This window comes from Salinicola sp. JS01 (genome assembly GCF_030284585.1).
Classification (GTDB): domain Bacteria; phylum Pseudomonadota; class Gammaproteobacteria; order Pseudomonadales; family Halomonadaceae; genus Salinicola.
Genome location: NZ_CP127244.1, coordinates 3,142,499 through 3,167,369, shown reverse-complemented (window position 1 = coordinate 3,167,369; position 24,871 = coordinate 3,142,499). Strand labels below are relative to the sequence as shown.

Below are 24,871 nucleotides of genomic sequence, written 5' to 3'. Positions count from 1 at the left end.
ACGGAGGGGCACGGCAATCGGCGCGGGGGCGAAAGGCTGGCAGCCCTGTAGTGCGCCTGTATAATGCCCGCCCACATGGGTGAACGCCGCTTTACCTCCGTGTGCCTGCCTTTTTGGCAGGCATTTCGTTATTTCAGAGGTCGTATTGATGATAATGGACATCAACCAGATTCGTGAGTATCTACCGCATCGTTATCCTTTTCTGCTGGTAGATCGCGTGATGGAGATCACGCTGGGCGAATCGATCGTGGCGTACAAGAACGTCAGCATCAACGAACCCTTCTTCAACGGCCACTTTCCTCATCATCCGATCATGCCGGGCGTGCTGATCATCGAAGCACTGGCCCAGGCCTGCGGTATCCTCGGTTTCAAGACCGTCAACAAGCTGCCTGCCGACGGCTATGTCTATTATCTCGTGGGTAGTGACAACGTGCGCTTCAAGCGCCCGGTGATGCCGGGCGATCAGCTCAAGCTCGAAGCCGACGTGATCAAGGGCAAGCGCGGGATCTGGAAATTCGCCTGCCGCGCCAGCGTCGGCGGCGAGCTGGCCTGCGAGGGCGAAATCATCTGCGCCGAGAGGAAAATCGCTTGATTCATCCCACCGCCATCGTCGATCCCGCTGCGCGTCTGGCCGCTGACGTCGAGGTCGGCCCGTACAGTGTGATCGGTCCCGATGTCGAGATCGATGCGGGCTGCGTGATCGGCCCGCACGTGGTGATCAAGGGGCCGACACGCCTGGGCCAGCGCAATCGTATCTTCCAGTTCGCCTCCGTGGGTGAGGAGTGCCAGGACAAGAAGTACGCCGGTGAGCCCACCCGTCTGGAAGTGGGCGACGACAACGTCATCCGCGAAAGCGTGACCATTCACCGCGGCACGGTGCAGGATCGCGGCGTCACCACCATCGGCAGTCGCAACCTGTTCATGGCCTACTCCCACGTCGGCCACGACTGCCTGATCGGCGACGACTGCATCCTGGCCAACCAGGCCACCCTGGCCGGCCACGTGACCCTGGGCAACTTCTCCATCCTCGGTGGGCTGTCGGCGATCCACCAGTTCTGCCACATGGGTGAGCATGCCATGGTCGGCGGCTGTTCGGCGATCACCAAGGACATCCCGGCGTTCATCATGGTCAGCGGCAACCCGGCCGCGCCCCACGGGCTCAATTCGATCGGACTCAAGCGCCGCGGTTTCTCCGCCGAGGCGATCAAGGCCCTCGGCGAAGGGTACCGTCTGGTCTATCGCAAGGGGTTGACCCTGGAGCAGGCGGTCGCCGAGATCGAGAGCCGCTTCGCGCTCGAGGAGACCCAGCGCTTCGTCGACTCGCTCAAGGTTTCCCAGCGCGGCATCATCCGCTAGGGAAGCGCTGAATAAATCGACGAGCGAGGTCAGCATGCGCGTCTATCTGGTGGCCGGCGAGCTTTCCGGTGACATCCTCGGCGCCGGATTGATGCAGGCGCTGCGCCGGCGTCGCCCCGATGTCGAGTTCCGCGGTATCGGCGGGCCGCGCATGCAGGCCCAGGGGCTCGAATCGCTCTACCCGCTGGAGACGCTGTCGGTGATGGGGCTGTTCGAGGTGCTCAAGCACCTGCCCGGGCTGATCAAGGTGCGTCGCCATCTCGAGCGCGATGCGCTCGCCTGGCGGCCCGACGTGATGATCGGTATCGACGCCCCGGACTTCAATCTCGGCCTCGAACTCAAGCTGCGCCAGCGCGGCATCCGCACCTGCCACTACGTCAGCCCCTCGGTCTGGGCCTGGCGCCAGGGCCGGGTCAAGAAGATCGCCCGCGCGGTCGACGCCATGCTCACCTTCCTGCCGTTCGAGGCCGCGTTCTACGCCGAGCACCGGGTGCCGGTGGCCTATGTCGGCCATCCGCTGGCCGACGAGCTGCCTCTGGTCAATGACCGTGGCGCCGCGCGCGAGGCGCTGGGCCTCGACCCCGTCACGCCGACCCTGGCGCTGCTGCCCGGCTCGCGCAGTAACGAGGTGCGCTTCCAGGGCGAGATCTTCCTGCGCGCCGCCGCCGCGCTGCGCGAGCGGCTGGGTGAGCTGCAGGTGGTGATCCCCGCGGCCTCGCCGCAGCGCCGGGAAGAGCTCGAGGCACTGCTCGAACGCTTTCCGCAGCTGGCCGAGCGGGTCACGCTCTGCGATGGCCGCTCGCGCGAGGCGATGACCGCCGCCGACGCGGTGCTGCTGACCTCGGGCACCGCGGCGCTGGAGACCATGCTCTGCCACCGCGCCATGGTGGTCGCCTATCGCATGGCGCCGGCCACCTACTGGCTGGCCCAGCGGCTGGTCAAGACACGCTGGATCTCGCTGCCCAATCTGATTGCCCAGGAGGAACTGGTGCCGGAGCTGATCCAGGACGCGGTGGATGCCGAGCGCCTGGTCGAGACGCTGACACCCTGGTTCGCCGACAGCACTCGGCGCGAGGCGCTGGAGACACGCTTCGCCGAGCTTCACGCCGGGTTGCAGCGCGGTGCCAGCGAGCGCGCCGCCAGTGCCGTGCTCGAACTGGTCGAGCACGGCGCGCTCAGTGTCACCGCCTCTAACGCCAGTGCTTCTAAAGTCAGTTCCACTTGAGAGGTCAGCCATGCCCGCCAAGCGCGCCCCTCAGACCTATCCCGAACTGGTGATCGACTATGCCGGCGAGCGCCTCGCCGGTGTCGACGAAGTCGGGCGCGGCCCGCTGGTGGGTGCGGTGGTGGCGGCGGCGGTGATCCTCGACCCGGCGCGCCCCATCGATGGGCTGACCGACTCCAAGCGGCTGAGTGCGGCCCGCCGCGAGGCGCTGGACCGGTGCATCCGCGACCAGGCGCTGGCCTTTGCGGTGGCCGAGGCCACGCCGGAGGAGATCGACCGGCTCAATATCTATCACGCCACGCATCTGGCGATGCGCCGCGCCATCGATGCGCTGCCGCTGGCCGCGGAGTATCTGCTGGTCGACGGCAACCGCCTGCCGGGCCACGCCTGTCTGGGGCAGGCGGTGGTCAAGGGCGATCTACGCCATCCGGCGATCAGCGCCGCGTCGATTCTGGCCAAGGTGGCGCGCGACGCCCAGATGGCCGAGCTGGATGCGCGCCATCCCGAGTATGGCTTCGCCCGCCACAAGGGTTACCCCACCCGTGAGCACCTCGATGCGCTCGTCCGCTGGGGGCCGCTGGCGGCCCACCGGCGCTCGTTCGCCCCGGTGCGCGAGCAGCTGGCGCTGTTCTCCTGAGCGGCACCCTGTCCCATTCCCGGAGTCTCTGCTTGCCCGGGGCCAAGCTGGTATCCTGTCGCGGTCACTCATTCGCCGCCCGATCTCGAGTTCGTCATGACTACACCTTTCGTTCATCTCCGTGTTCACAGCGAGTACTCCCTGGTCGACGGCCTGGTGCGCCTCAAGCCGCTGATCAATGCCAGCGTGGAGGCCGGCATGCCGGCCCTGGCGGTCACCGACGACACCAACCTGTTCGGCCTGGTGAAGGTCTACAAGGCGGCCCAGGGGGCCGGTCTGAAGCCGGTCATCGGCGCCGACTTCTGGCTCCACAACGCCCATGACGAGAGCCATCCCTATCGGCTCACGCTACTGGCGATGAACGACACCGGCTACCGCAATCTGACCGAGCTGATCTCGCGCGCCTGGACCGACGGCCAGCGCCAGAACCAGGCGATCCTCGACAAGCAGTGGGTGTTCGAGCAGAGCGAAGGGCTGATCGCCCTCTCCGGCGCGCGCGAGGGTGAGATCGGGCGCTTTCTGATCGCCGAGCACGTCGATACCGCGCGCACGCTGCTGGCGGAGTGGAACCAGTACTTCCCCGGGCGCTTCTATCTCGAACTGCAGCGCACTGGGCGCCAGTACGACGAGGAGTGCGTCTACCACTCCGTGCGCCTGGCCAGCGAGACCGGCACCCCGGTGGTGGCCACCAACGATGTGCGCTTCCTCGCCCGCGAGGACTTCTGGGCCCACGAGACTCGGGTCTCGATCGGTGAGGGCAAGGCGCTGGAGGATCCGCGGCGCGAGCGCAAGTACACCGAGGAGCAGTATCTCAAGACCCCCGAGGAGATGGCGGCGCTGTTCGCCGATATCCCCGAGGCGCTGGAGAACAGCGTGCTGATCGCGGCGCGCTGCAACGCCACGGTGCGTCTGGGCGAGATCTTCCTGCCGGAGTATCCGATCCCCGAGGGCATGACCCAGGACACCTTCTTTCGCAAGATCTCCCATGACGGTCTCAGCGAGCGTCTGAACCAGCTGTTCGAGGGCGACAACCCGATCTATCCCGGGCGCGTGCTCGCCGACTACGAGCCCGAGTACCGCAAGCGCCTCGACTTCGAACTCGACATCATTCTCAAGATGGGCTTCCCCGGCTACTTCCTGATCGTGATGGACTTCATCCAGTGGGCCAAGGACAACGATATCCCGGTAGGGCCGGGGCGTGGTTCCGGGGCCGGCTCGCTGGTCGCCTATGCGCTCAAGATCACCGATCTCGATCCGCTGGAGTACGACCTGCTGTTCGAGCGCTTCCTCAACCCCGAGCGCGTCTCGATGCCCGACTTCGACGTCGACTTCTGCATGGAGAAGCGCGACCGGGTGATCGACTACGTGGCCGACCGCTACGGCCGCAACGCGGTCTCGCAGATCGTCACCTTCGGCACCATGGCGGCCAAGGCGGTGGTGCGCGACGTGGCGCGCGCCCAGGGCAAGCCTTACTCGATGGGCGACAAGCTCTCCAAGCTGATCCCGTTCGAGGTCGGCATGACCCTGGCCAAGGCGATCGAGCAGGAGCCGCAGCTCAAGGAGTATCTCGAGGCCGACGAGGAGGCCGCCGAGATCTGGGAGATGGCGCTCAAGCTCGAGGGCATCACCCGCGGTACCGGCAAGCACGCCGGCGGGGTGGTGATCGCACCGACCAAGCTCACCGACTTCTCGCCGCTACTGTGCGAGCCGGACGGCTCCGGGCTGGTGGTGCAGTTCGACAAGAACGACGTCGAGGACGCCGGGCTGGTCAAGTTCGACTTCCTCGGCCTGCGCACGCTCACCATCATCGACTGGGCGCTGGAGATGGTCGATGTGGTGCGCGGGCGTGAGGGGCAGGAGCCGCTGGATATCAGCACCATCCCGCTCGATGACAAGCCGACCTTCGACATGCTCAAGAAGGCCGAGACCACGGCGGTGTTCCAGCTCGAATCCCGCGGCATGAAGGAGCTGATCAAGCGCCTGCAGCCCGACTCGCTGGAGGACATGATCGCCCTCGTCGCGCTGTTCCGTCCGGGGCCGCTGCAGTCGGGCATGGTGGATGACTTCATCAACCGTAAGCACGGCCGTGCCGAGCTGGCCTATCCCCACCCGGACTACCAGCACGAGCTGTTGAAGCCGGTGCTCGAACCCACCTACGGCATCATCCTCTACCAGGAGCAGGTGATGCAGATCGCCCAGGTCCTGGCCGGCTACACCCTGGGCCAGGCGGACATGCTGCGCCGTGCCATGGGCAAGAAGAAGCCGGAGGAGATGGCCAAGCAGCGCGCCGGCTTCATGGAGGGGTGTGCCAACAACGGCATCGATAAGGACCTGGCCGGCAACCTGTTCGACCTGGTGGAGAAGTTCGCCGGCTACGGCTTCAACAAGTCGCACTCGGCGGCCTACGGGCTGGTCTCCTATCAGACCGCCTGGCTCAAGGCGCACTATCCGGGGCCGTTCATGGCCGCGGTGCTCTCCACCGAGATGGACAACCTCGACAAGGTCGTGCCGCTGATCGAGGAGTGCCGCCACATCGGGCTGACGGTGACCCCGCCGGACGTCAACGTCGGCGCCTACAAGTTCACCGTCGATGACAGCGCCCGGGTGGTCTACGGCCTGGGGGCGATCCGCGGCGTGGGCGAGGGCCCGATCGCGGCGATCGTCGAGGCGCGCCAGGCCGACGGGCCGTTCACCGATCTGTTCGACTTCTGCCGCCGCATCGACGGCAAGCGCATGAACAAGCGCACCCTCGAGGCGCTGATCCGCTCCGGCGCGCTCGACAACCTGGGGCCGTCGCGGGCGGTGATGGCGGCCTCGCTGGACGCCGCGCTCAAGGCCGCGTCGCAGAATCAGACCAACCAGAACCTGGGCATGATCGACATGTTCGGCGAGGCCTTCGTCGATACCGCCGATGGTGACGTCTACGCCGACTATCGCCATGCCCGCGACTGGAGCGACAAGGAGCGCCTGGCCGGCGAGAAGGATACCCTCGGGCTCTATCTCACCGGCCACCCGATCGACGAGTACGAGCACGAGCTCAAGCGTTTCGTGGCTACCCGGATCGTCGATCTCAAGCCGTCGCGGGAGCCGCAGCGCGTGGCCGGGCTGGTGGTGGCGATGCGTACCATGAAGTCCAAGCGCGGTGACACCATGGCCTTCGTCACCCTCGACGACCGCACCGGGCGCATCGAGGCGTCGCTGTTCGGCGAGCTGTTCGATCAGGTGCGCGGCCAGCTCAATGCCGATCAGGTGCTGATCATCGAAGGCGAGGTCTCCAGCGACGACTACTCCGGCGGTCTGCGCCTGCGCAGCAAGGAGGTCACGCTGATGGCGGACGCGCGTGCCCGTTTCGGCGAGGCGATCGAGCTCTCGGTCGATGGCGCACGTCTCAATGGGCGCTTCTCTCGCTCGCTCCATGACAGCCTGACGCCGTGGCTCAGCGAGCGCGGGCTGCCGGTGCGGGTGCGCTATCGCAACGCCAGTGCCAGCGGCTGCTTCGAGCTCGCCGAGGCGTGGCGAGTGTCGCCCAGCGACGAGCTGATCACCGCGCTGCGCGACGTCGAGGGCCACGAATCGGTCGCCCTGCGCTACCGCGGCGGTTGACGGCGGTTGCCAACACTCGTGAGGGTGCGATAATGACGCGTTTTCGCCGCAGCGTACGCCGCACGCTTCAGGTTGCCAGGACATCACAGTAGACGCCCTATGAATCCCAACTATCTGGACTTTGAACAGCCGATCGCCGAACTTCAGGCCAAGATCGAAGAACTGCGCCTGGTCGGGAACGACAGCCGCATCAGCCTGAGCGACGAGATCGGCAAGCTCGAAGAGAAGAGCCGCAAGCTCACCGAGCAGATCTTCCGTGACCTGACCGCCTGGCAGGTGACGCAGCTGTCGCGGCATCCGCAGCGTCCCTATACGCTGGACTATCTCGACAGCATTTTCACCGAGTTCGACGAGCTGCACGGTGACCGCAACTTCGCCGACGACGCCGCCCTGGTCGGCGGCGTGGCGCGGCTCGACGGCAAGCCGGTGATGGTGATCGGCCATCAGAAGGGTCGCGACGTCAAGGAGAAGGTGCGCCGCAACTTCGGCATGCCGCGCCCGGAGGGCTACCGCAAGGCGTGCCGTCTGATGGAGATGGCCGAGCGCTTCAAGATGCCGGTGCTCACCTTCATCGACACCCCGGGTGCCTATCCGGGCATCGACGCCGAGGAGCGCGGTCAGTCGGAAGCGATCGCCTACAACCTGGCGGTGATGTCACGCCTCAAGACGCCGATCATCGCCACCGTGATCGGCGAGGGCGGCTCCGGCGGGGCGCTGGCCATCGGCGTCTGCGACGAGCTGCAGATGCTGCAGTACTCCACCTACTCGGTGATCTCGCCCGAAGGCTGCGCCTCGATCCTGTGGAAGAGCGCCGAGAAGGCCTCTGAAGCGGCCCATGCGATGGGCATCACCGCCGAGCGGCTGAAGGAGTTGGGCTTCGTCGACACCTTGATCGACGAGCCGCTGGGCGGCGCCCATCGTCATCCCCACAAGACTGCGGAGAGCGTGCGCGCGGCGCTGCTCGAAAGCCTCGATCGGCTGCAGGGGATGGACACCGACGCGCTGCTGGCGCGCCGCTACGAACGCCTGATGTCCTACGGCGCCCCACAGTAAGGTCACGCCTGGCCGCGTCACGCTCTCCATGACCGAGGCGCGCTCAGGAGCTCTCCCGGTGGCCGACTCTCGCCCTCCTCTCGATGTACTCGATGCCCTCATCACTGAAGCCCTGGCGCCACTGGCCCCGGGGCGACGGCTATGGGTGGCGCTCTCCGGCGGTCTCGATTCGTCACTGCTGCTGAGCCGGGCGGCGCCGGCTGCGCGCGCGCAGGGGATGACGCTGAGCGCGGTGCATATCGACCACGGCCTGCAGCCCGCGGCGGCGACCTTCGTCGACCACTGCCGGGCGCTGTGCGCCGCGCTCGCGGTGCCGCTGAGCGTGGTGCCGGTTGCGGTGACGCCGACCGGGCAGGGACTCGAGGCGGCGGCTCGGGAGGCGCGCTACGCCGCCTTCGTCGCCACTCTGGCGCCAGGCGACCTGCTGTGGCTGGCGCAGCACGCCGACGACCAGCTCGAGACCTTCCTGCTCGCCGCGCTGCGCGGCAGCGGCGTGACCGGGCTCGCCGGCATGCCGTTACGGCGGCACTGGCGGGGCCTGGAGATCGTGCGGCCCTGGCTCGGGGTGTCGCGATCGACGCTGCGCGCCGCCGCCGAACAGTGTGAGCTCGCCTGGTGCGAAGACCCCTCCAATCACGCGCTCCAGCACGACCGTAACTTCCTGCGCCACCGGGTCGTGCCGCCGCTGAGCGAGCGCTGGCCCGGGGCGGCCGCGGCGGTGGGGCGCAGTGCGGCCTGGCTGGCGGAAGCGGATGAGCTGCTCGCCGAGCTGGCCGAGAGCGATCTCGCCCGCGCCGGCGGGGACCCCGAGTGCCTGCCGCTGGCGCTGCTGACGCCGCTGAGCGCCGCACGCCAACGCCTGCTGGTGCGCCACGCCCTGGCTCGCCTGGGCCTGCCGCCACCGCCGGCGGCGCGTCTGGCCGAGCTGCGCCGCCAGTGGCAGGCGAACCACGACCGGATGATCAGGGTCGTGTGGCCCGGGGCGCAGGCGCGGGTATGGCGCGGCTCACTCTATCTGTTGCCGACGCCGGCGCCGTTGGACCCGCAGTGGTGTGTGAGTTGGGATGGCCGCGAGGGGCTGGTCACGCCCTGGGGAACCTACCGCTATCGCGTGATCCGCGAACCCGACCCCGACGAAAGCGCCGCCGAGGGGAGCGCTACCCAGAAGGGGGTTCTCGAAGAGGGTGTCAGCGAAGAGGGTGTCAGCGAAGAGAGGGTTAGCGAAGAGGGTATTAACGAAGAGAGCGTTAGCGAGGCGCTGACACTGCGGGTGACCCTGCGCCGCGGCGGCGAGCGCCTGCGTCTGGCCGGCCGCGGCAGCCGCGACGTCAAGCGGCTGCTGCAGGAGGCCGGCCTGCCACCGTGGGAACGTGAGCGCGTGCCGCTGGTGTGGCACGACGACACGCTGGTAGCGGTGCTGGGGGTGGCAACCGCCGCAGGCTGGCGCCAGCTGGCGCTGCCCGCAGCGGAGTGACGGCGTGGGGTGTCGCCAGCCCGCGGCGCTACTCGTTGTAGTTGAGTGCCAGCCCGACGCTGCGCTGGTAGCCGGCTTCCTCTTCGAGATCGTTGAGCACCAGCGGGTGCAGGCGTTCCGTCGGTAGCGTCAGATTCAGGGTCTCGCCCTCGGCATCGAGCTGGAAGTCGTCGATCGCCTGCTCCGGGCGCGAATGGTTGAGCAGCACCGCCAGACGCAGCAGCCGCGCCAGCCGAGCATAGGCCGGGCGCGCGGCCTCGGGCAGCGACTCGAGCTCCTTGTGCGGAAACTTGCGCCGGTGGGCGCGCACCAGGAACGCCAGCGCCTGCTGCTCCGGACGCGAGAAGCCGGGCATGTCGGAGTACTCCAGCAGATAGGCGCCGTGTCGATGGAACTGGCTGTGCGAAATGGCCAGGCCGATCTCGCACAGACGTGCCGCCCAGGCCAGGAACAGGCGCTGCTCTGGGTTGAGCCCCCAGGCCTGGCGCACCTGATCGAAGGCGTGCAGCGCGCTGCGCTCGACGTTGTCGGCGTGGGCCAGGTCGACGCTGTAGCGGCGCATCATCTGCTCGACGCTGTGACGGCGCGAATCCTCCGGGGTGTTGCGCCCGATCAGATCGTAGAGTACCCCCTCACGCAGGGCGCCGTCGGAGTAGCGCATGCGCTCGAGCTCGAAGGCCTCGAACACCGCGCACAGAATAGCGATCCCGGCCGGGAACACCCGCGCCCGATCCTCCTTGAGCCCCTCCATGGCGACCTTGTCCAGGTGGCCGCAGTTGATCAGCCGCTTGCGCAGCGCCAGCAGCGCGTCACGCTCGATGACCCCGGCATCGCCCTCGCCGTGGGCGGCGATGACCGCGGCCGCGGCCTTGATCGTGCCGCTGGAGCCGATCGGATCCTGCCAGCCCAGGCGGCGATAGGTATTCTGGATGTTGGCGAGTTCGGAGAGTGCCGCCATCTCGGCGCGGCGAAAGCGTTTCTCGCTGATGTCGCCGTTGGCGAAGAAGGCGCCGGTATAGGCGACGCAGCCCATGTGCAGGCTCTCCAGCGCCTGGGGCTCGAAATCCTCGCCGATGATGAACTCGGTGGAGCCGCCGCCGATATCGACGATCAGCCGCCGGCCGTGCACTTCGGCCAGCGCGTGGGCGGCGCCCAGATAGATCAGACGCGCCTCTTCGCGGCCGCCGATGATCTCGATCGGGTGGCCGATCAGCGCCTCGGCGCGTGTGATCAGGGCGTGGGCATTGTGGGCGGCGCGCAGAGCGTTGGTCCCCACGATGCGCAGGTCACCCGGCGCGACTTCGGCGAGAAAGGGCGCAAAGCGCTCGAGACAGCCCAGGGCGCGCTCCATCGCCGCCGGGGTGAAGTTCTCGTCGGCATCCAGGCCGGCGGCGAGCTGAACCTTCTCGCCCATCTTGGCGACCACCTGCAGGCGGCCATCCTGATAGTTGGCGACCAGCAGGTGGAAACTGTTGGAGCCGAGATCGATGGCTGCCAGGCGACGGGTGGTCTCGGTGGCGGTCGGCTTACCGCTCATGGCGTGGCGTCCTCGACGGCGATCTGAACAAGGCGCGGGACGTAGCCGCCGGCGCCCTCGAGAGCCGGCCGCCGGCGTCCCGCGGCGGTAAAAGGTGAGTGCAAGGTTGCGTTGCCCTCCCGGGCTTGTCAATCGGCCCGCCGCTCTGCATGCTGCCCCCAGGGATTCTTTCAGGCAGGCAGCCATGGTGCAGAGACTCAAGCTCGACGGTGACACCTTCGACGCCTGGCGCGAGCGCCCCGGCGGGGCGCGGCTGGCGGTGTTCGTGGCCGCCTGGTGCCAGCCCTGCGAGAGCCTGCTGGCAACGCTCGCCACGAGCGGCGACGGGCTGGGGCTGGAGCAGCCGGTGGGGGTGATCGACGTCGACCGCGAGCCTGCCCTGGCTGAGCGCTACGGCGTCCGCGGCACGCCCACGCTGACGCTGTTCGTCAACGGTGAGGCGCGCACCTCGCGGGTGGGCGCGCTCTCGCCGAGCCAGCTCTCGCAGCTTTGCGACGAGGCCTCGCGGAGCTGAATGCCGAGCGGCGCCCGATGGCATTCCTTGCCACCATCGAATGACTTGCGTTCGTCGGGCGGCTTGTCTACCATCGGGACGTTCGCCTGTTCCGAATGCTTCTCGACCGCCTCGCGGTCCCCCAAGTCGTCAGTCACCCCAGTTCCGACCACCGGATCGACATTGCGTCTATCGGACGACCGTCCGAAAGATCACAGGCGAATCGAACCGCTCTCCCGGCATCTTTGGCCAACCGGTCTCTCCAAGTCACGGTGACCGGTCATCCAGACGAACAGCCCGGCTTCTGGGACGACTGAACGCGCCGCGCGGCGTATGCACTGACCGCCTCTTGTCCTTTCTTTCTTCATTCGGCAACCGCCATTGCCTGCGACACGAGCCATTTCTGACCGAACTCATGAATCTAACCGAACTCAAGCAAAAATCCGTTCCTGAGCTGCTGGATATCGCCCGGGAAATGGGCATCGATAATCTTGCCCGTTCGCGCAAGCAGGACATTATCTTCGCGATCCTGAAGAAGCACGCCAAGAGCGGTGAAGACATCTACGGGGATGGGGTTCTGGAGATTCTCCAGGACGGTTTCGGGTTCCTGCGCAGCGCCGACTCTTCCTATCTCGCCGGCCCGGACGATATCTACGTCTCGCCGTCGCAGATCCGGCGCTTCAACCTGCGCAAGGGCGACTCCATCTCCGGCAAGATCCGGCCGCCGAAAGAGGGCGAGCGCTATTTCGCGCTGCTCAAGGTCAACGAGATCAATTTCGACAAGCCGGAAAACGCCAAGCACAAGATCCTGTTCGAGAACCTGACGCCGCTGTTCCCGCAGGAGCGTCTGGTGATGGAGATCGGCAACGGCTCCACCGAGGACATCACCGCCCGTGTGATCGACCTCACCGCGCCGATCGGCAAGGGCCAGCGTGGCCTGATCGTGTCGCCGCCCAAGGCGGGTAAGACACTGATGCTGCAGAACATCGCCACCTCGATCACGCGCAACAATCCCGAGTGCCACATGATCGTGCTGCTGATCGACGAGCGCCCGGAGGAAGTGACCGAGATGTCGCGCACGGTGCGCGGCGAGGTGGTGGCGTCGACCTTCGACGAGCCGCCGGCACGTCACGTGCAGGTCGCCGAGATGGTGATCGAGAAGGCCAAGCGCCTGGTCGAGCACAAGAAGGACGTGGTCATCCTGCTCGACTCCATCACCCGTCTGGCGCGCGCCTACAACACCGTGGTGCCCTCCTCCGGCAAGGTGCTCACCGGTGGTGTCGACGCCCACGCGCTGGAGAAGCCCAAGCGTTTCTTCGGGGCCGCGCGTAACATCGAAGAGGGCGGCAGCCTGACCATCATCGCCACCGCGCTGGTCGACACCGGCTCGAAGATGGACGAGGTGATCTTCGAGGAGTTCAAGGGTACCGGCAACATGGAGGCGCACCTCGACCGCAAGCTGGCCGAGCGCCGCGTCTACCCGGCCCTCAACATCCGCCGCTCCGGCACCCGGCGCGAGGACCTGATCGCCTCCGAAGACGAGATGCAGCGCATGTGGATCCTGCGCAAGCTGCTCAACCCGATGGACGACGTGGCGGCCACCGAGTTCCTGATCGACCGCTTGAAGGATACCAAGACCAATCTGGAGTTCTTCGAGGCCATGAAGCGTAGATAACATCGATCTGCGCTCGGCAGTAAGGCGTTGAACGCCGATTCGCCTCGTCCTGCCAGCGCTCGCTCCGATGCCAGGCCGCAAACGGTCGGTATTGGGACAGCGAGTGCAGATGCAATGAAAGGGCAGCATGTTATGCTGCCCTTTTTGCGTTCTTGATCGCCAGGATGCGGGCAACGGCATGAAATATCACGATTTGCGCGACTTCATCGCGGCGCTGGAAGCGCGCGGCGAGTTGCAGCGCGTCAGCGTCGAGGTGGACCCCTACCTCGAGATCACCGAAATCTGCGACCGCACCCTGCGCGCCGGCGGGCCGGCGCTCTTGTTCGAGAACGTCAAGGGCAGCCGCATGCCGGTGCTGGGCAATCTGTTCGGCACCCCGCGCAGGGTCGCTTTCGGCATGGGCGAGGAGAGCGTCGAGGCGCTGCGCGAGGTGGGCAAGCTGCTCGCTTTCCTCAAGGAGCCTGACCCGCCCAAGGGCTTGCGCGACGCTTGGGACAAGCTGCCGATCTTCAAGCAGGTCATGAGCATGGGGCCGAAGACACGACGCTCGGCGCCGTGCCAGGAGGTGGTGCTCGAGGGCGATGCGGTGGATCTCGACCAGCTGCCGATCCAGCACTGCTGGCCGGGCGACGTGGCGCCGCTGGTGACCTGGGCGCTGGTGGTGACCAAGGGCCCGCACAAGACGCGCCAGAATCTGGGGATCTACCGTCAGCAGAAGCTGGGGCGCAACCGGCTGATCATGCGCTGGCTGTCGCACCGTGGCGGGGCGCTGGACTTCAAGGAGTGGCAGGCCGCCCATCCTGGCGAGCCGTTCCCGGTGGCGGTGGCACTGGGCGCCGACCCGGCGACCATCCTCGGCGCGGTGACCCCGGTGCCCGATACCCTCTCCGAGTACGCCTTCGCCGGGCTGCTCAGAGGCTCGCGTACCGAGCTGGTCAAGTGCGGCCATGCCGATCTGGAAGTGCCGGCCTCCAGCGAGATCGTGCTCGAGGGCTATATCTATCCCGACGACATGGCGCCGGAGGGCCCCTACGGCGACCATACCGGCTACTACAACGAGGTCGAGCAGTTCCCGGTGTTCACCGTCGAACGCCTGACCCACCGCCGCGATCCGATCTATCATTCGACCTACACCGGACGTCCGCCGGACGAGCCGGCGATCCTGGGGCTGGCGCTCAACGAGGTGTTCGTGCCGATCCTGCGCAAGCAGTTCCCGGAGATCGTCGACTTCTATCTGCCGCCGGAAGGGTGCTCCTACCGCATGGCGGTGGTGACCATGAAGAAGCAGTATCCGGGGCACGCCAAGCGGGTAATGATGGGGGTCTGGAGTTTCCTGCGTCAGTTCATGTACACCAAGTTCGTGATCGTGCTCGACGACGACGTCGACGCGCGCAACTGGGAGGACGTGATCTGGGCCATCACCACACGCATGGACCCGGCGCGCGACACGGTGATGGTGGAGAACACCCCGATCGACTATCTCGATTTCGCCTCGCCCACTGCGGGGCTGGGGTCCAAGATGGGGCTCGACGCCACCAACAAGTGGCCCGGCGAGACCACCCGCGAGTGGGGCGAGCCGATCGTCATGGACCCGGCGGTCAAGGCGCAGGTCGATGCGCGCTGGGACGAGTACGGCATCGATATCGCGCCACCCGCAGCGCGCTCGGGCAAGATGTCCGACTGAGGTGACGGTTCGGCGCGCAGGCAGACAGTGGTCCATCGAACAATCGGCAGTCGAGCGATCGGCATACAAAATAGTGGGCATGCGAACAGAGAGGTGAACATGACGGTCAGAACCCTGACCTGCCAGGTGGAATCGGTCGAGGATCTGACTCCCGACGTGTTCCGGGTAATGCTCGAGGGGCGGGCCGAGGCGATCGCCCACGCCCCCGGCCAGTATCTGGAGCTGGCGGTGGACGAAGACACCTGGGTGCCGTTCTCGATCGCCTGTGCCGAGAACGGCGAAGGGCGCCTGGAGCTGCATATCCAGCACTGGCCCGAGCGCACGCACTCCTCGCGCCTGCGCGAGATGCTCACCCACCGTGCGCGGCTCTCGGTGCGCCTGCCCCACGGCGAGTGCACCCTGCCGGCAGAGAGTCGTGCGCCGCTACTGCTGATCGGTGCCGGTACCGGCTTCGCCCAGCTGAAGGCGATCGCCGAGGCCGCGCTGGCGGAGAACCCCGCGCGCGAGCTGGCACTGTGGTGGGCGGTGCGCGAGCGTCGCGATCTCTACGCCGAGAGCCTTGCCCGAGCCTGGGCCAGCGAGCATCCCAACGTCAGTTTCCACGCCGTGGTGGAGAACCTCGATGACCAGACCGAGGCGCTTCCGGGGGTGATCTGGCACGCCGGGCGCATCGATGCGGTGCTGGCCGCCGAGATCCAGACGCTCGACGGCGTCGAGATCTATCTGGCCGGCTCCCCCGGCATGGTGTACGCCTGCGTCGATACTCTGGCGCCGCTGGGGCTGGTGGCCGAGCAGGTTCACTCCGATGTCTTCAGCTACGCCCCCCGCGTGCCCTTCCTGCCGCTGCCGGAAGCCGACCCCGAGACGGCGCCGCTCAGCCCCGGCGAGGAGAACGAGCGCCCGTGAGCCAGTCGCCGATCCTGATCACCGGCGGCGCCCAGCGCCTGGGCCTGCACTGCGCCGAGCGCCTGCTCGACGACGGCCATCCGGTGATCGTCACCTACCGTCGCGAACGCGAGGCGGTGGCGGCGCTACGTGCCCGCGGTGCGCTCACGCTGCAGGCGGATTTCGCCACCCGTGCCGGCATCGAGGCGTTCATCGTCAGCCTCAAGGCCCAGACGCGCAGTCTGCGTGCGGTAGTGCACAACGCCAGCGAGTGGCTGGCGGACCCCGACCCCGAGGCCGCGGGGGAGACCTTCGAACGACTGTTCCAGGTCCACATGCAGGCGCCGTACCTGATCAATCTGGCGGCGCGCGAGCTGCTCGAGGCGTGTCAGGAGCCGCAGCGCGACATCGTCCATATCACCGACAGCGTGGTGCGCCGCGGCGCCGCCGAGCAGGCCGCCTACGCCGCCAGCAAGGCCGGGCTGGAGAGTCTGACGCTGTCGTTCGCCGCGCGCTTCGCGCCCGCTATCCAGGTCAACGCCATCGCCCCGGGGCTGGTGATGCTCGGCGAGGCCACCCACACCAACCGGCGGGTGCCGGGCCCCGGGGTGGTCTACCAGACCCTGCGCTATCTGCTCGACAACGACTATGTCACCGGCACCGTGATCGCGGTGGATGGTGGGGAGTCCCTGGGCGCGGGCTGACTCCGGCAACGTCCAGGGTTTTTACGAAAAGTCAGCGAGCGAAGGCCAGACCGGGGCGCGTAGCTAAGGCAAAAATCGGCGAAAACGGACCGGGCTGGCGCTCCAGTTTACGGGGTGTAAATGAGCATTTTTGACCGGGCTGGCGCTCCAGCCGATTTTTAACGCCGTATTGCCGAGCGCAGGTAGTTTTCATACAAAGCCTAGAGCGAGAACGGCTCGCTGCGCATCGGCACCAGCTTCCCGTGATCGAGCATGGTCCCGCTGGGCTTGCCCGCCGGGGCGCCGCTGCGCGGCTCCAGGCTGACCGCGAGGTCGGCGCTGCGCAACTGGGCGCGCATCGGCTCGGGCAGGCGCATGCTTTTCTGCCCGCTGCTCGGTAGCATGCCCAGCGAGACCGGCTTGCCGTTGTCCATCATCCACAGCTCGCACGCCATGCCCGCCGGCATCGGGCCCGGTGCCAGGGTCTGGATGCGCATCTCGCCGCTGTCGGAAGCGCTGACCAGCCAGCCCGGGCGGCCACCCTCGGCGTTGGCGACGAACACGTAGTCGCCATCCATCATCGGCGGCGCGGGCGCGGCGATCAGCAGTGCCGCCAGCACCAGCGCCGCCAGGGTGGAGAGGGCGCTGATCCCCTGCCACAGCCCCAGCCGCCGCCACCAGCGGCGTTCCAGCCCGGCCCGGGCGGCGATCTGCGGCCACAGCGCCGCGGGCGGGTCGACCGGCGCCAGCCGCGCATTCAGCGCCTGCAGGCGCTCGCGCCAGGCGTCGACGCTCTGCTGCAGCTCGGGGCTGACCGCCAGCAGCGCCTCGAACTCGGCCTGCTGGCGTCGGGTCAGGGTTCCCAGCACGTACTCGCCGGCGGCCAGCTCGCGGGCCTCGGGATCGCTCAAGCGAAGCGTGTCATGCATGCCTTCAACCTCTCCAGCCCGCGGCGGACCCAGCTCTTGACCGTGCCCAGCGGTGCCGTCAGCTGCTGGGCGAGCTCGTGATGTGTCATGCCTTCGAAATAGGCCAGCTCCAGCGCCTGGCGCTGCTGCGGCGTGAGCTCGTCGAGGCAGGCGTTCAGTGACTCCGCCTGGCCCGCCATGTCGCTGGCGTGCTCGATGTCGTCCTCGCTGGGCAGCGCCTCGATCAGGGCCTCGCTGTCCGGCGCGTTGGGGCGCTGGCGGCGCAGCCAGTCGATGCCGGCGTTGCGTGCCAGCGTCGACAGCCAGGTCATCGGCTGGGCGCGGCTGGCATCATAACGGCCGGCGGCCTGCCACACGCGCAGATAGACCTGCTGCAGGCAGTCCTGCGCGGCGGCCTCCTGACGCACGATACGCAGCAATTGCGCATAGAGATGCGGGCTGGTGGCGCGGTAGAGCTTGGCGAAGGCGCGGTCGTCGCCGCGGGCGCACGCCGCGAGCTGGCTGGCCAGGGTGTCGGGGGGCGGGTAGGTCATCGTTATCCTTTGATTTTTCTGGCTCGTGCGATCCCTGCCCGGGGTTTACCACAGATTCACGCATGCTGTCTCGCGCGCCGCCCGGGGCGGCTCGGCGGCGCTGGGTGAGGCGCGTCTCAACGCGGTGCTTGTCAAATGCCGACGAGGCGTTAGGATAGAGGCACGATCTACGCGAGAGAGCCCATGACCGCCAACCCCGCCATTCACGCTACCGCTGCTGCCGATCTCTTCGGCGGTGCCGTCGCGTATGCGGGTTTTGGTTTCGGTTATGGCTACTGGTTTAGGACTGGCGTGCCCGTCGGTCGGTCGACATGACCTGAACCCGCGAGGCACGCCCCACCAGGGCTGCCTTCCGCGTATCGAGAACCCCCGGAGCAGCCCGCCGGGGGTTCTCGCGTTTCAGGCCCCAACCCTGGAATGAGATGATGATGAACGCCGTGACATCTGCCCTGAAGCCCGCCGCCGAGAGCGCCCCGCGTCGGCGTGAACTGACCCTGCCGAGCGCCGCCGAACTGCGCGCGGCGATCCCCCTGGAGCCCGTGCTCGCCGCGCGTGTCGAGCGTCAACGCGAAGCCATTCGTGATGTCCTCGCCGGGCGCGACGAGCGCCTTCTGGTAGTGGTCGGCCCGTGCTCGATCCACGATCCCGATGCCGCGCTGGAGTACGCCGAACGCCTGGCCGCGCTGCAGGCCAGCGTGGCCGATCGCCTGCTGCTGGTGATGCGGGTCTACGTCGAGAAGCCGCGCACCACGGTGGGCTGGAAGGGGCTGGCCTATGACCCGCACCTGGACGGTAGCGATGACATGGCGGCGGGGCTGGCCAGCGCCCGGCGGCTGATGCGCGACGTCGCCGCGCTGGGCCTGCCGGTGGCCACTGAGCTGTTGCAGCCGATGGCCGCGGCCTATTTCGACGATCTTCTGAGCTGGGTGGCGATCGGCGCGCGCACCACCGAGTCGCAGATCCACCGCGAGCTGGCCAGCGGGCTCGACGCCTGTGTCGGCTTCAAGAACGGCACCCAGGGCAATGTCGACGTGGCGGTGGCGGCGATGCAGTCGGCGGCGCACGCGCATCGCCACTTCGGGGTTACCGCCGCGGGCACGCCGGCGATGATCGAGACCCCGGGCAACCCCTTCACCCATCTGGTGCTGCGCGGGGGCCAGGACGGACCCAACCACGATGCCGCCAGCATCGCCGCCAGCCGCCGCGCGCTGGAGGCCGCCGGGATGACGCCGCGGCTGATGGTCGACTGCAGCCACGCCAATTCGCGCAAGGATCACCGTCGCCAGACCGAGGTGCTGCACAGTGTGGTCGACCAGCGCCTGGCCGGTGAGCGCGCGCTGATGGGGGTGATGCTCGAAAGCCACCTCTTCGAGGGCAAGCAGCCGCTCAACCCGGCCGCACTGCGCTACGGCGTCTCGATCACCGATGCCTGCCTGGGCTGGGAGACGACCGCGCAGCAGCTCATCCGCGCCGCTGAGCGTCTGCGCGGCTGACCCGCTACCAGCGGAAGCGCTGCTCGATACGCTCGCCGCTGGCGTCGGGGGCGAGACGCCGGCGCCACTCGGCCAGCGGATGGCCATCGGCGATGCGCCCGCGCAGCTCGCCCTGGCCGCTGTCGGGGTCGAGCGTCAGCGCGAGCGCCAGGGCCTGGCCCTGTTCCAGATTGAGCCGCAGCTCGGGGGTGCCGCCACGGCATTTGAGCTGCAGCTTGGCGTGACCCAGTTCGACCCGGGTCGGGGCGAGCAAGGTCACGCTGGGGGCTGTCAGCGCGCCGTGGCTGGCGAGACAGCGGGTGCCGCGCAGGGTGACCTCGAGCTGCCCCTCCCAGCGCCCCTCCAGCGCCAGCGGCAGGCGTGAGAGATCGAGAGCGTCGAGGTCGCCGCCGCTGAGCGTCCAGTGGGTGTCGAGGCCGTGCCAGGCGCCGCGGGCATGCCAGGCGCCGCTGCCTTCACCCAGGGTGAGCGTCAGCCGCCCGGGCCAGGCCAGCTGCCAGTCGAGGGGGCCCAGGGCCAGCGGCCAGCCAGCGGCGCGCCAGGCGAGGCGCGCCACGCGGCCCGCCGCCAGCGTCCCCGAGGGGGCGGCCAGGGTGATGTCCCGGGCCACCGCCGCCCGCGGGCCTAGGGTCGTCAGTGGCCAGGTCAGGGCTAACGTCGAGACGAAGACGAGGGCCACCGTCAGCCCCGCGCCGAGCATGCCCAGCACACCGATTACGCGTCGCATTAGCGGCTCTCCGTCGCGGTCGCGGTGGTATCCAGCGGCGCTGATCCCGCTTCCGGCCCTGGTCTTTCGAGCTGACTACGCCAGTGCGCTACTAGCGCCAGGCTCTGCCCCTCGCGACGTTCGAGCTGCCACGCCACCGCCCACCAGCCATGCTGCGCCGCCCAGCGCGCGAAGTCGCTGAACGCCTCGGGCGAGGCCGCCTCGCCGTGGGTCGTGACGCCGTGCGCCGTCACCTCGATGTGGGTCAGCGCCAGGCCCTGTTCCACCGCGGTGCTGCGCCATTGCTCCACGCTTACGGGCGAGATTGGTGGCAGTCGCTGCAGGCCCGGATCGGGCGTGGTGACGGACGTCGTGGCGATGAACGATTCGCCACCCGCAGGCAGATGCGTCAGCGCGGCGTGGCCGGCGTAGGCCAGCACCCCGACCAGCGCTAGTATCAGCAGCCCCTTCTCCCGCCCCGAGCGCGCCGTCCACAGCGGCGCCAGGCGAGCGGGCAGACGGGGGGTGAGTCGGCTCATGGCGTGGGCTCCGGAGTGTCGGCGGCGAGGGAAAGCTTCAGGCTCAGCTCGCCCGGCAACGCCTGCCACTGCGCCTCGCCCAGCGTGGCGAGGGCCTGGCGGGCCCGGTTCACCACCACCGGCGCCGGCGGCTCGGGGTAGCGCCAGGCCAGGGTCGCCCGATTGCCGCTGACCGCCAGCCGTGACAGCTGCCAGGGTGTGGCGGCTAGCTGTGCCGTGGCCGTTGCCAGGGCCTCGCTGAGTTGCCGATTGCGCCGGGCCAGGGCGTCGATGGCATCGGCGCGGCTGGCCAGCGCCGCCTGGGCGTCGGCCGGCGGTGGGCCGACGAAGCGCGCGGCCAGCGCCGCCGCCTGACGCTGGCTCGTCGCGGCGTCTTCGCGCCAGCTCGTGGCCATCCACAGCGAGGCGTCGAGCAGTACCAGCAGGGCGATGGCCCCCGCCAGCCGGCGCGTACGTCGCTGAGGCCGCCAGGCGATCCCTTGCCGGCGCGCGCCGCTGTCATCGGCGAACGGCAGCGCGGCGGGGGCTGAGCCGCCAGCCAGGTGAGGCTGCGGCGTCGGGCCTGCTCGGCGGCCGCTTCGCCGCCATCATGCCGTTCGTCATCGTGTCTTTCGCCATCGCCATCGCCATCGACTACCTGGCACTCACGCTCGCGCCAGGCCGGCGGCAGCGGCCAGTCGCGCGGCCACGCCAGCCACTGGCGAGCCTCCGGCGCGCCCGGCGCCACGGGCGCGGCCAGCCCCAGGCACAGCCGGTGGCTGCCGTCGTCGAGCGTGGTGATCTGATCCGGCCTCGCCGGCCGTGGCAGCGCCAGGAAGGCGCAGCTCCAGCCCGTCGGCGCCAGGCCGAGGCGCCGCGCCCAGGCGTGCCAGGCAGCGAGTTCGGCGCGTGGCAGAGCGATCAGCTCCAGGTGGCCGCGACCGCGCTGCAGCGGATTCAGGTGGAGCTGGTCGACCGCCTCACTGGTCACCGTTTCCAGCAGCAGCGGCCACTCGCGGCGCTTGAGCCCGCGCGGTGCGGCGAGATGGAAGTGGCTGACCGCATCCGCCGCCAGCAGCAGGGTGACCGGGTGGCTGGCGGCCAGCCGCGTCAGCGCCTGCCACGCCTCAGGCGGGCTGGTGTCGCTCAGGGTGTGCGGCGTGGCGCCCTCCAGGCACCAGTCGACACGGAGCCGGGTGTCGGCGTCCGTCTCTGCGTCGGCGCTGGCATCGATGAGCGGCGCGAGGCGCTGGCGCGGGGCGACCAGCAGGCGGGTGGCGGCGCGCGCCGGGCGTGCGGATCGGCGCATCAGGGTGACTCCTGGGTGAAGACGTTGTCCGCCGCCGGCCCGGCGGCGTCGGTGGAGAAGGCGTTGGTCGAGACAGCGCTGGTAGAGATGGCGTCGGTCGAAATAGCGTCGAGGCGGGCGCTGGGGTAGCCGCTGCGGCGGCTCAGCACCCGTACCCGCGCCGCCGGCTGGCGGGGATAGAAGGCGCTGGTGCCCTCGGCCAGCAGCAGGCGCTGGAAGTCGTAGTGGCGATCCGCCAGGCGGATGCGGATATCCAGCGCCACATAGTCCGGGGTCAGGCGCAGGCGGTTGGCGTAGCGTTCGAGCCAGGGGGCATCGCCGCCCAGCGCCTGGCGCACCGCGTCGAGGTCCGTGTAGCCCCCCGGCGGGCGCGCGCGCAGCAGCGTGGCCAGGGCGCCGCGGTCGACCTGGCCGACGAACAGCGCATCCAGCAGCGGCAGATCGCCGGGGCCCAGGGCGTTGAGATCGAGCCGCCAGGGTCCGTCGTCGGGCAGCGTGCAGAGCTCGTCGAAACGCCCGGCGCGGCGACTGTCCAGCGGCGCCAGCCAGTTGATCTCGCTGGGATCGCGCAGCCAGGTGTCGGCGCTCGTCCGGGGCGGGTCGAGGCGCGCATAGTCGGCGCCATCCATGCCGCCGACCCGGGCGATGTTATCGGGATCGATCCAGTCGGCGAGGCGGGCGACGAAGGTATCCGGCGTCATCCCGACGAGGCGCTCGCTGGCATAGGTCGCCACCCAGTAGCGCAGCTGCTGCTGGGCCAGCGCCGCCTGGCTGCCGCCCAGGGCGTTGAGGTTGAAGCAGGTGCGCAGGTCGTGCACCACCAGACGCAGCTCGCCGGCGTCGGTGGGGTAGCGCAGCGGCCGCCCGGCCAGGGTCTGCCACCACAGGTCGGCGTGGCGCACCGCGGCATCGGTCAGCGCACGGCGGGCGATGATCTCCGCGCCGCGGGCGTAGAACTCGGCCTGGGTCTCCTGCTGCAGCAGTTCGAGACGGGTCAGCTCGCGCCGCCCCTGCAGCGTCAGCGCGCTCAGCGTGATGCTCACCAGCGCCAGCGCCAGCAGTACCATCAATAGCGCCGCCCCGCGCTGGCGCGGCGCCCACGCGGGCTCACGCCGGGTTGGCGGTGACACCTTCATGGCAGCAGCTCCGGCAGGACCACGGTCAGCGTCACCGGGCGCCCATGGCGCTGCCACTGCACGCGTACGCCCTGGGCGATGCCGTTCGGCGGCGGCGCGGCGAGCCAACGCCCGGCGACGAAGAACGCGAACGTCACGGCGTCGACGCCGTCGAGTGCCGCCACCCGCTGCCACTCGGGCTCACCGGCGGCGTCGAGCAGCCCGCTGGAATCGAGCGTCAGGGTGGCGCTATCGCGATCCCACTGCAGGCGCTGGCGGCGCAGACGGGTATAGAAATCACCCACCGGCAGCGCCACCGCGCCCAGCGAGACCCACTCCAGCCGTGCCAGGTCGGCACGATAGGTCAGCGGCAGGTTGAACAGCCGACGACCCTCGGCGTGTATCGGGCGCTGCACCAGCGCCTCCAGACGCCGCGAGATCAGGCGGCTGATATCGATCCCCGCGTCCAGCGGCGCCGGTTCGGCGAAGCGCTCGCGCGCAATCACCAGTTGATTGACCAGCGCTGCCACGCCGATGCCGACCAGCGCGGTCAGGGCGATGGCGATCATCACCTCGAGCAGGGTGAAGCCGCGCTGGTGCGGTGTCGTTGGGGTCGGCGCTCTCATGGCGGTGCCAGATAGAGCGTGAAGGTGAGCACCGGATGTGCGCGGGCCGGGGTGTCGTAGAGCGCCAGGCGGCCCTGCCGCAGCCGCTGGATCGGCGTGGCGCTCACCGTCAGCCGCCACCAGCAGGTGTGCCCCGCCTGGCTCAGCTCGCCCTGCTGGGTCCCCAGGCGCGGCCAGTAGTGGTCGAGCGCCGCACGGCTTTCGAACTCCCGCGCGCACAGCAGCATGGGCGCGCGGCGCGCCGCACTCTCGGCGATGCGCACGCGCTGCTGCACCCCCTGGGCGACGATAGCCGCGATCAGCGCCAGGATGAACAGCGCCACCATCACCTCGAGCAGGGTGAAGCCGCGCTGGCATGGGGCCTCGTGGTCGCCGGGCCTGGTGCTCATCGCCCACGGCCTGTCACGCTGACCCCGAGCGCGTCCACCGCCAGGGTGCGGCGGGCGCCGTCGCTGGCCAGCTGGATATGCGCACCCACCACCTCGCCGTCGGGCAGCCACACCAGCCAGGGCGTGGTGGTATCGGCGGCCGGCGGCTTACGGCTGGGCTGCAGCGGCGGGTCCCAGCGCTGGGCGGCCAGCCCCAGGCGCTCGCCGAAGGCCTGCCAGCCGTGGCCGGGCTGCCAGCTGACGAAGCGATAGCCGTCGCCCTGCGGCTGCCAGCCGATCACCCGCTGGCGCGCGCGGGCGACGTCCGCGGCCAGGCGGAAGGTGCCGGCCAGGTCGCGCGCCTCGCGCTCGAGCCGCTCGCCAGGGCGCGTGCCCGCCAGCCAGGCCACGGCGAGGCTCGCGCCGAGGGCGATGATCACGATCACCACCAGCAGCTCGATCAGCGAGAAGCCCCGGGTCGCGCGCGCGCTCACAGCATCCAGTTGCCGATGTCGGCATCGATGCCCTCGCCGCCGGGCTGGTCGTCGGCGCCCAGGCTGTAGAGATCGACCCGCCCGTGCTGGCCGGGGCTGGCGTAGTGGTAGGGGTGGCCCCAGGGGTCTTCGGGCAGGCGCCGGATATAGCCGCCTTCGCGGTAGTTGTCCGGCTGCGGGTCGCTGCTGGGGGGCTGACCAGTGCCGCCAGGCCCTGCTGGGTGGTGGGGTAGCGATAGTTGTCGAGACGATACATGTCGAGCGCCTGCTCGAGGGTCGAGAGATCGGCGCGCGCCTTCTGCTGCATGGCGTCGTCCTGGTTGCTCAGCACGTTGGGGGCGACGATCGCCACCAGCAGACCGATGATGAAGATCACCACCATGATCTCGAGCAGGGTGAAACCGGACTGGTGGCCGGGGCGGGGAGCGCGTGTCATGCCGTTGCCTCTCTCGTCGTTGTCGTATCAGTCGTTTGC

The 24,871-nt window shown here is 68.8% G+C and carries 24 protein-coding genes and 1 pseudogene; 14 read left to right on the top strand and 11 right to left on the bottom strand.

Annotation, left to right across the window (positions count from 1 at the left end):
• Nucleotides 1-148: 148 nt before the first annotated feature.
• The 7 genes from fabZ (at nucleotide 149) to tilS (ending at nucleotide 9,348) form a co-directional block, all read left to right on the top strand.
• Nucleotides 149-592 carry a 3-hydroxyacyl-ACP dehydratase FabZ gene (fabZ, locus tag QO259_RS14430; RefSeq protein ID WP_035472512.1) on the top strand — a complete coding sequence of 148 codons (444 nt, stop codon included), beginning with the start codon at nucleotides 149-151 and terminating at the stop codon, nucleotides 590-592.
• A complete protein-coding gene (lpxA, locus tag QO259_RS14425; RefSeq protein ID WP_207033156.1) occupies nucleotides 589-1,356 on the top strand; it encodes an acyl-ACP--UDP-N-acetylglucosamine O-acyltransferase in 768 nt (255 codons plus the stop codon). Before fabZ ends, lpxA begins: the two co-directional genes overlap by 4 nt.
• A 34-nt stretch (nucleotides 1,357-1,390) precedes the next feature.
• Nucleotides 1,391-2,581 carry a lipid-A-disaccharide synthase gene (gene lpxB / locus QO259_RS14420; RefSeq protein WP_285950479.1) on the top strand — a complete coding sequence of 397 codons (1,191 nt, stop codon included), beginning with the start codon at nucleotides 1,391-1,393 and terminating at the stop codon, nucleotides 2,579-2,581.
• Between the two features lie 10 nt (nucleotides 2,582-2,591).
• Entirely contained in the window at nucleotides 2,592-3,218 is a 627-nt protein-coding gene (gene rnhB, locus QO259_RS14415) for a ribonuclease HII (RefSeq protein ID WP_285950478.1), read from the top strand.
• Nucleotides 3,219-3,314: 96 nt separating this feature from the next.
• Nucleotides 3,315-6,821 carry a DNA polymerase III subunit alpha gene (gene dnaE / locus QO259_RS14410; RefSeq protein WP_285950477.1) on the top strand — a complete coding sequence of 1,169 codons (3,507 nt, stop codon included), beginning with the start codon at nucleotides 3,315-3,317 and terminating at the stop codon, nucleotides 6,819-6,821.
• 99 nt (nucleotides 6,822-6,920) lie between these two features.
• A complete protein-coding gene (locus tag QO259_RS14405; protein ID WP_207033151.1) occupies nucleotides 6,921-7,874 on the top strand; it encodes an acetyl-CoA carboxylase carboxyltransferase subunit alpha in 954 nt (317 codons plus the stop codon).
• Between the two features lie 58 nt (nucleotides 7,875-7,932).
• Entirely contained in the window at nucleotides 7,933-9,348 is a 1,416-nt protein-coding gene (gene tilS / locus QO259_RS14400) for a tRNA lysidine(34) synthetase TilS (protein WP_285950476.1), read from the top strand.
• A gap of 28 nt (nucleotides 9,349-9,376) precedes the next feature.
• Here the strand turns inward: tilS and QO259_RS14395 are convergent, their stop codons facing one another.
• Nucleotides 9,377-10,885, bottom strand: coding sequence for a Ppx/GppA phosphatase family protein (locus QO259_RS14395; RefSeq protein ID WP_285950475.1), 1,509 nt, complete (start codon nucleotides 10,883-10,885; stop codon nucleotides 9,377-9,379).
• A gap of 184 nt (nucleotides 10,886-11,069) precedes the next feature.
• On the opposite strand from QO259_RS14395, the gene QO259_RS14390 reads away from it, so the two are divergent.
• From QO259_RS14390 to folM, 5 genes are all read left to right on the top strand, one after another.
• A complete protein-coding gene (locus QO259_RS14390) occupies nucleotides 11,070-11,399 on the top strand; it encodes a thioredoxin family protein (RefSeq protein ID WP_285950474.1) in 330 nt (109 codons plus the stop codon).
• Nucleotides 11,400-11,793: 394 nt separating this feature from the next.
• Complete coding sequence (rho, locus tag QO259_RS14385; RefSeq protein ID WP_035472528.1) at nucleotides 11,794-13,053, top strand: transcription termination factor Rho; 1,260 nt, start codon at nucleotides 11,794-11,796, stop codon at nucleotides 13,051-13,053.
• 178 nt (nucleotides 13,054-13,231) lie between these two features.
• Nucleotides 13,232-14,737, top strand: a complete 1,506-nt coding sequence (ubiD, locus tag QO259_RS14380) for a 4-hydroxy-3-polyprenylbenzoate decarboxylase (RefSeq protein ID WP_285950473.1) — start codon at nucleotides 13,232-13,234, stop codon at nucleotides 14,735-14,737.
• Nucleotides 14,738-14,836: 99 nt separating this feature from the next.
• Complete coding sequence (locus tag QO259_RS14375; protein ID WP_285950472.1) at nucleotides 14,837-15,643, top strand: FAD-binding oxidoreductase; 807 nt, start codon at nucleotides 14,837-14,839, stop codon at nucleotides 15,641-15,643.
• Nucleotides 15,640-16,326 (top strand): dihydromonapterin reductase, encoded by a 687-nt coding sequence (gene folM / locus QO259_RS14370; RefSeq protein ID WP_285950471.1) that lies wholly within the window; start codon nucleotides 15,640-15,642, stop codon nucleotides 16,324-16,326. The genes QO259_RS14375 and folM overlap by 4 nt, the downstream gene beginning before the upstream one ends.
• A gap of 200 nt (nucleotides 16,327-16,526) precedes the next feature.
• Here the strand turns inward: folM and QO259_RS14365 are convergent, their stop codons facing one another.
• The gene (locus tag QO259_RS14365) at nucleotides 16,527-17,234 is read right to left on the bottom strand and encodes an anti-sigma factor (protein WP_285950470.1); all 708 of its coding nucleotides are present in this window, start codon (nucleotides 17,232-17,234) and stop codon (nucleotides 16,527-16,529) included.
• Nucleotides 17,213-17,767 (bottom strand): sigma-70 family RNA polymerase sigma factor, encoded by a 555-nt coding sequence (locus tag QO259_RS14360; protein WP_285950469.1) that lies wholly within the window; start codon nucleotides 17,765-17,767, stop codon nucleotides 17,213-17,215. The genes QO259_RS14365 and QO259_RS14360 overlap by 22 nt, the downstream gene beginning before the upstream one ends.
• 183 nt (nucleotides 17,768-17,950) lie before the next feature.
• On the opposite strand from QO259_RS14360, the gene QO259_RS14355 reads away from it, so the two are divergent.
• Nucleotides 17,951-18,082: a hypothetical protein gene (locus QO259_RS14355; protein WP_285950468.1), complete on the top strand. Its 132-nt coding sequence runs from the start codon at nucleotides 17,951-17,953 to the stop codon at nucleotides 18,080-18,082.
• Nucleotides 18,083-18,195: 113 nt separating this feature from the next.
• The gene (locus tag QO259_RS14350; protein WP_285950467.1) at nucleotides 18,196-19,260 is read left to right on the top strand and encodes a 3-deoxy-7-phosphoheptulonate synthase; all 1,065 of its coding nucleotides are present in this window, start codon (nucleotides 18,196-18,198) and stop codon (nucleotides 19,258-19,260) included.
• Nucleotides 19,261-19,264: 4 nt separating this feature from the next.
• Here QO259_RS14350 and QO259_RS14345 read toward each other — a convergent pair whose 3' ends face one another.
• The 8 genes and pseudogenes from QO259_RS14345 to gspG all read right to left on the bottom strand — a co-directional run bounded on the left by QO259_RS14345 (nucleotide 19,265) and on the right by gspG (nucleotide 24,832).
• Entirely contained in the window at nucleotides 19,265-19,987 is a 723-nt protein-coding gene (locus tag QO259_RS14345) for a hypothetical protein (protein WP_285950466.1), read from the bottom strand.
• Nucleotides 19,987-20,505 carry a hypothetical protein gene (locus QO259_RS14340; RefSeq protein ID WP_285950465.1) on the bottom strand — a complete coding sequence of 173 codons (519 nt, stop codon included), beginning with the start codon at nucleotides 20,503-20,505 and terminating at the stop codon, nucleotides 19,987-19,989. The genes QO259_RS14345 and QO259_RS14340 overlap by 1 nt, the downstream gene beginning before the upstream one ends.
• Nucleotides 20,506-20,710: 205 nt before the next feature.
• Nucleotides 20,711-21,793 carry a type II secretion system protein GspL gene (locus QO259_RS14335; RefSeq protein WP_285950464.1) on the bottom strand — a complete coding sequence of 361 codons (1,083 nt, stop codon included), beginning with the start codon at nucleotides 21,791-21,793 and terminating at the stop codon, nucleotides 20,711-20,713.
• Entirely contained in the window at nucleotides 21,793-22,929 is a 1,137-nt protein-coding gene (gspK, locus tag QO259_RS14330) for a type II secretion system minor pseudopilin GspK (RefSeq protein WP_285950463.1), read from the bottom strand. Before gspK ends, QO259_RS14335 begins: the two co-directional genes overlap by 1 nt.
• A complete protein-coding gene (locus tag QO259_RS14325; RefSeq protein ID WP_285950462.1) occupies nucleotides 22,926-23,534 on the bottom strand; it encodes a PulJ/GspJ family protein in 609 nt (202 codons plus the stop codon). The genes gspK and QO259_RS14325 overlap by 4 nt, the downstream gene beginning before the upstream one ends.
• Complete coding sequence (locus QO259_RS14320; RefSeq protein WP_285950461.1) at nucleotides 23,531-23,923, bottom strand: type II secretion system protein; 393 nt, start codon at nucleotides 23,921-23,923, stop codon at nucleotides 23,531-23,533. Before QO259_RS14320 ends, QO259_RS14325 begins: the two co-directional genes overlap by 4 nt.
• Nucleotides 23,920-24,396, bottom strand: a complete 477-nt coding sequence (locus tag QO259_RS14315; RefSeq protein ID WP_285950460.1) for a GspH/FimT family pseudopilin — start codon at nucleotides 24,394-24,396, stop codon at nucleotides 23,920-23,922. The genes QO259_RS14320 and QO259_RS14315 overlap by 4 nt, the downstream gene beginning before the upstream one ends.
• Nucleotides 24,393-24,832 (bottom strand): annotated as a pseudogene (gene gspG, locus QO259_RS14310) (type II secretion system major pseudopilin GspG). Before gspG ends, QO259_RS14315 begins: the two are co-directional and overlap by 4 nt.
• Between the last annotated feature and the right edge of the window lie 39 nt (nucleotides 24,833-24,871).

What these genes read in the sequence shown, in the direction of transcription:
- fabZ (WP_035472512.1), top strand. Translation starts at nt 149, where the DNA reads ATGATAATGGACATCAACCAGATTCGTGAGTATCTACCGCATCGTTAT.
- lpxB (WP_285950479.1), top strand. Translation starts at nt 1,391, where the DNA reads ATGCGCGTCTATCTGGTGGCCGGCGAGCTTTCCGGTGACATCCTCGGC.
- rnhB (WP_285950478.1), top strand. Translation starts at nt 2,592, where the DNA reads ATGCCCGCCAAGCGCGCCCCTCAGACCTATCCCGAACTGGTGATCGAC.
- dnaE (WP_285950477.1), top strand. Translation starts at nt 3,315, where the DNA reads ATGACTACACCTTTCGTTCATCTCCGTGTTCACAGCGAGTACTCCCTG.
- QO259_RS14405 (WP_207033151.1), top strand. Translation starts at nt 6,921, where the DNA reads ATGAATCCCAACTATCTGGACTTTGAACAGCCGATCGCCGAACTTCAG.
- QO259_RS14395 (WP_285950475.1), bottom strand. Translation starts at nt 10,885, where the DNA reads ATGAGCGGTAAGCCGACCGCCACCGAGACCACCCGTCGCCTGGCAGCC.
- QO259_RS14390 (WP_285950474.1), top strand. Translation starts at nt 11,070, where the DNA reads ATGGTGCAGAGACTCAAGCTCGACGGTGACACCTTCGACGCCTGGCGC.
- rho (WP_035472528.1), top strand. Translation starts at nt 11,794, where the DNA reads ATGAATCTAACCGAACTCAAGCAAAAATCCGTTCCTGAGCTGCTGGAT.
- ubiD (WP_285950473.1), top strand. Translation starts at nt 13,232, where the DNA reads ATGAAATATCACGATTTGCGCGACTTCATCGCGGCGCTGGAAGCGCGC.
- QO259_RS14375 (WP_285950472.1), top strand. Translation starts at nt 14,837, where the DNA reads ATGACGGTCAGAACCCTGACCTGCCAGGTGGAATCGGTCGAGGATCTG.
- QO259_RS14365 (WP_285950470.1), bottom strand. Translation starts at nt 17,234, where the DNA reads ATGCATGACACGCTTCGCTTGAGCGATCCCGAGGCCCGCGAGCTGGCC.
- QO259_RS14360 (WP_285950469.1), bottom strand. Translation starts at nt 17,767, where the DNA reads ATGACCTACCCGCCCCCCGACACCCTGGCCAGCCAGCTCGCGGCGTGC.
- QO259_RS14355 (WP_285950468.1), top strand. Translation starts at nt 17,951, where the DNA reads ATGACCGCCAACCCCGCCATTCACGCTACCGCTGCTGCCGATCTCTTC.
- QO259_RS14350 (WP_285950467.1), top strand. Translation starts at nt 18,196, where the DNA reads ATGAACGCCGTGACATCTGCCCTGAAGCCCGCCGCCGAGAGCGCCCCG.
- QO259_RS14345 (WP_285950466.1), bottom strand. Translation starts at nt 19,987, where the DNA reads ATGCGACGCGTAATCGGTGTGCTGGGCATGCTCGGCGCGGGGCTGACG.
- QO259_RS14340 (WP_285950465.1), bottom strand. Translation starts at nt 20,505, where the DNA reads ATGAGCCGACTCACCCCCCGTCTGCCCGCTCGCCTGGCGCCGCTGTGG.
- QO259_RS14335 (WP_285950464.1), bottom strand. Translation starts at nt 21,793, where the DNA reads ATGCGCCGATCCGCACGCCCGGCGCGCGCCGCCACCCGCCTGCTGGTC.
- gspK (WP_285950463.1), bottom strand. Translation starts at nt 22,929, where the DNA reads ATGAAGGTGTCACCGCCAACCCGGCGTGAGCCCGCGTGGGCGCCGCGC.
- QO259_RS14325 (WP_285950462.1), bottom strand. Translation starts at nt 23,534, where the DNA reads ATGAGAGCGCCGACCCCAACGACACCGCACCAGCGCGGCTTCACCCTG.
- QO259_RS14320 (WP_285950461.1), bottom strand. Translation starts at nt 23,923, where the DNA reads ATGAGCACCAGGCCCGGCGACCACGAGGCCCCATGCCAGCGCGGCTTC.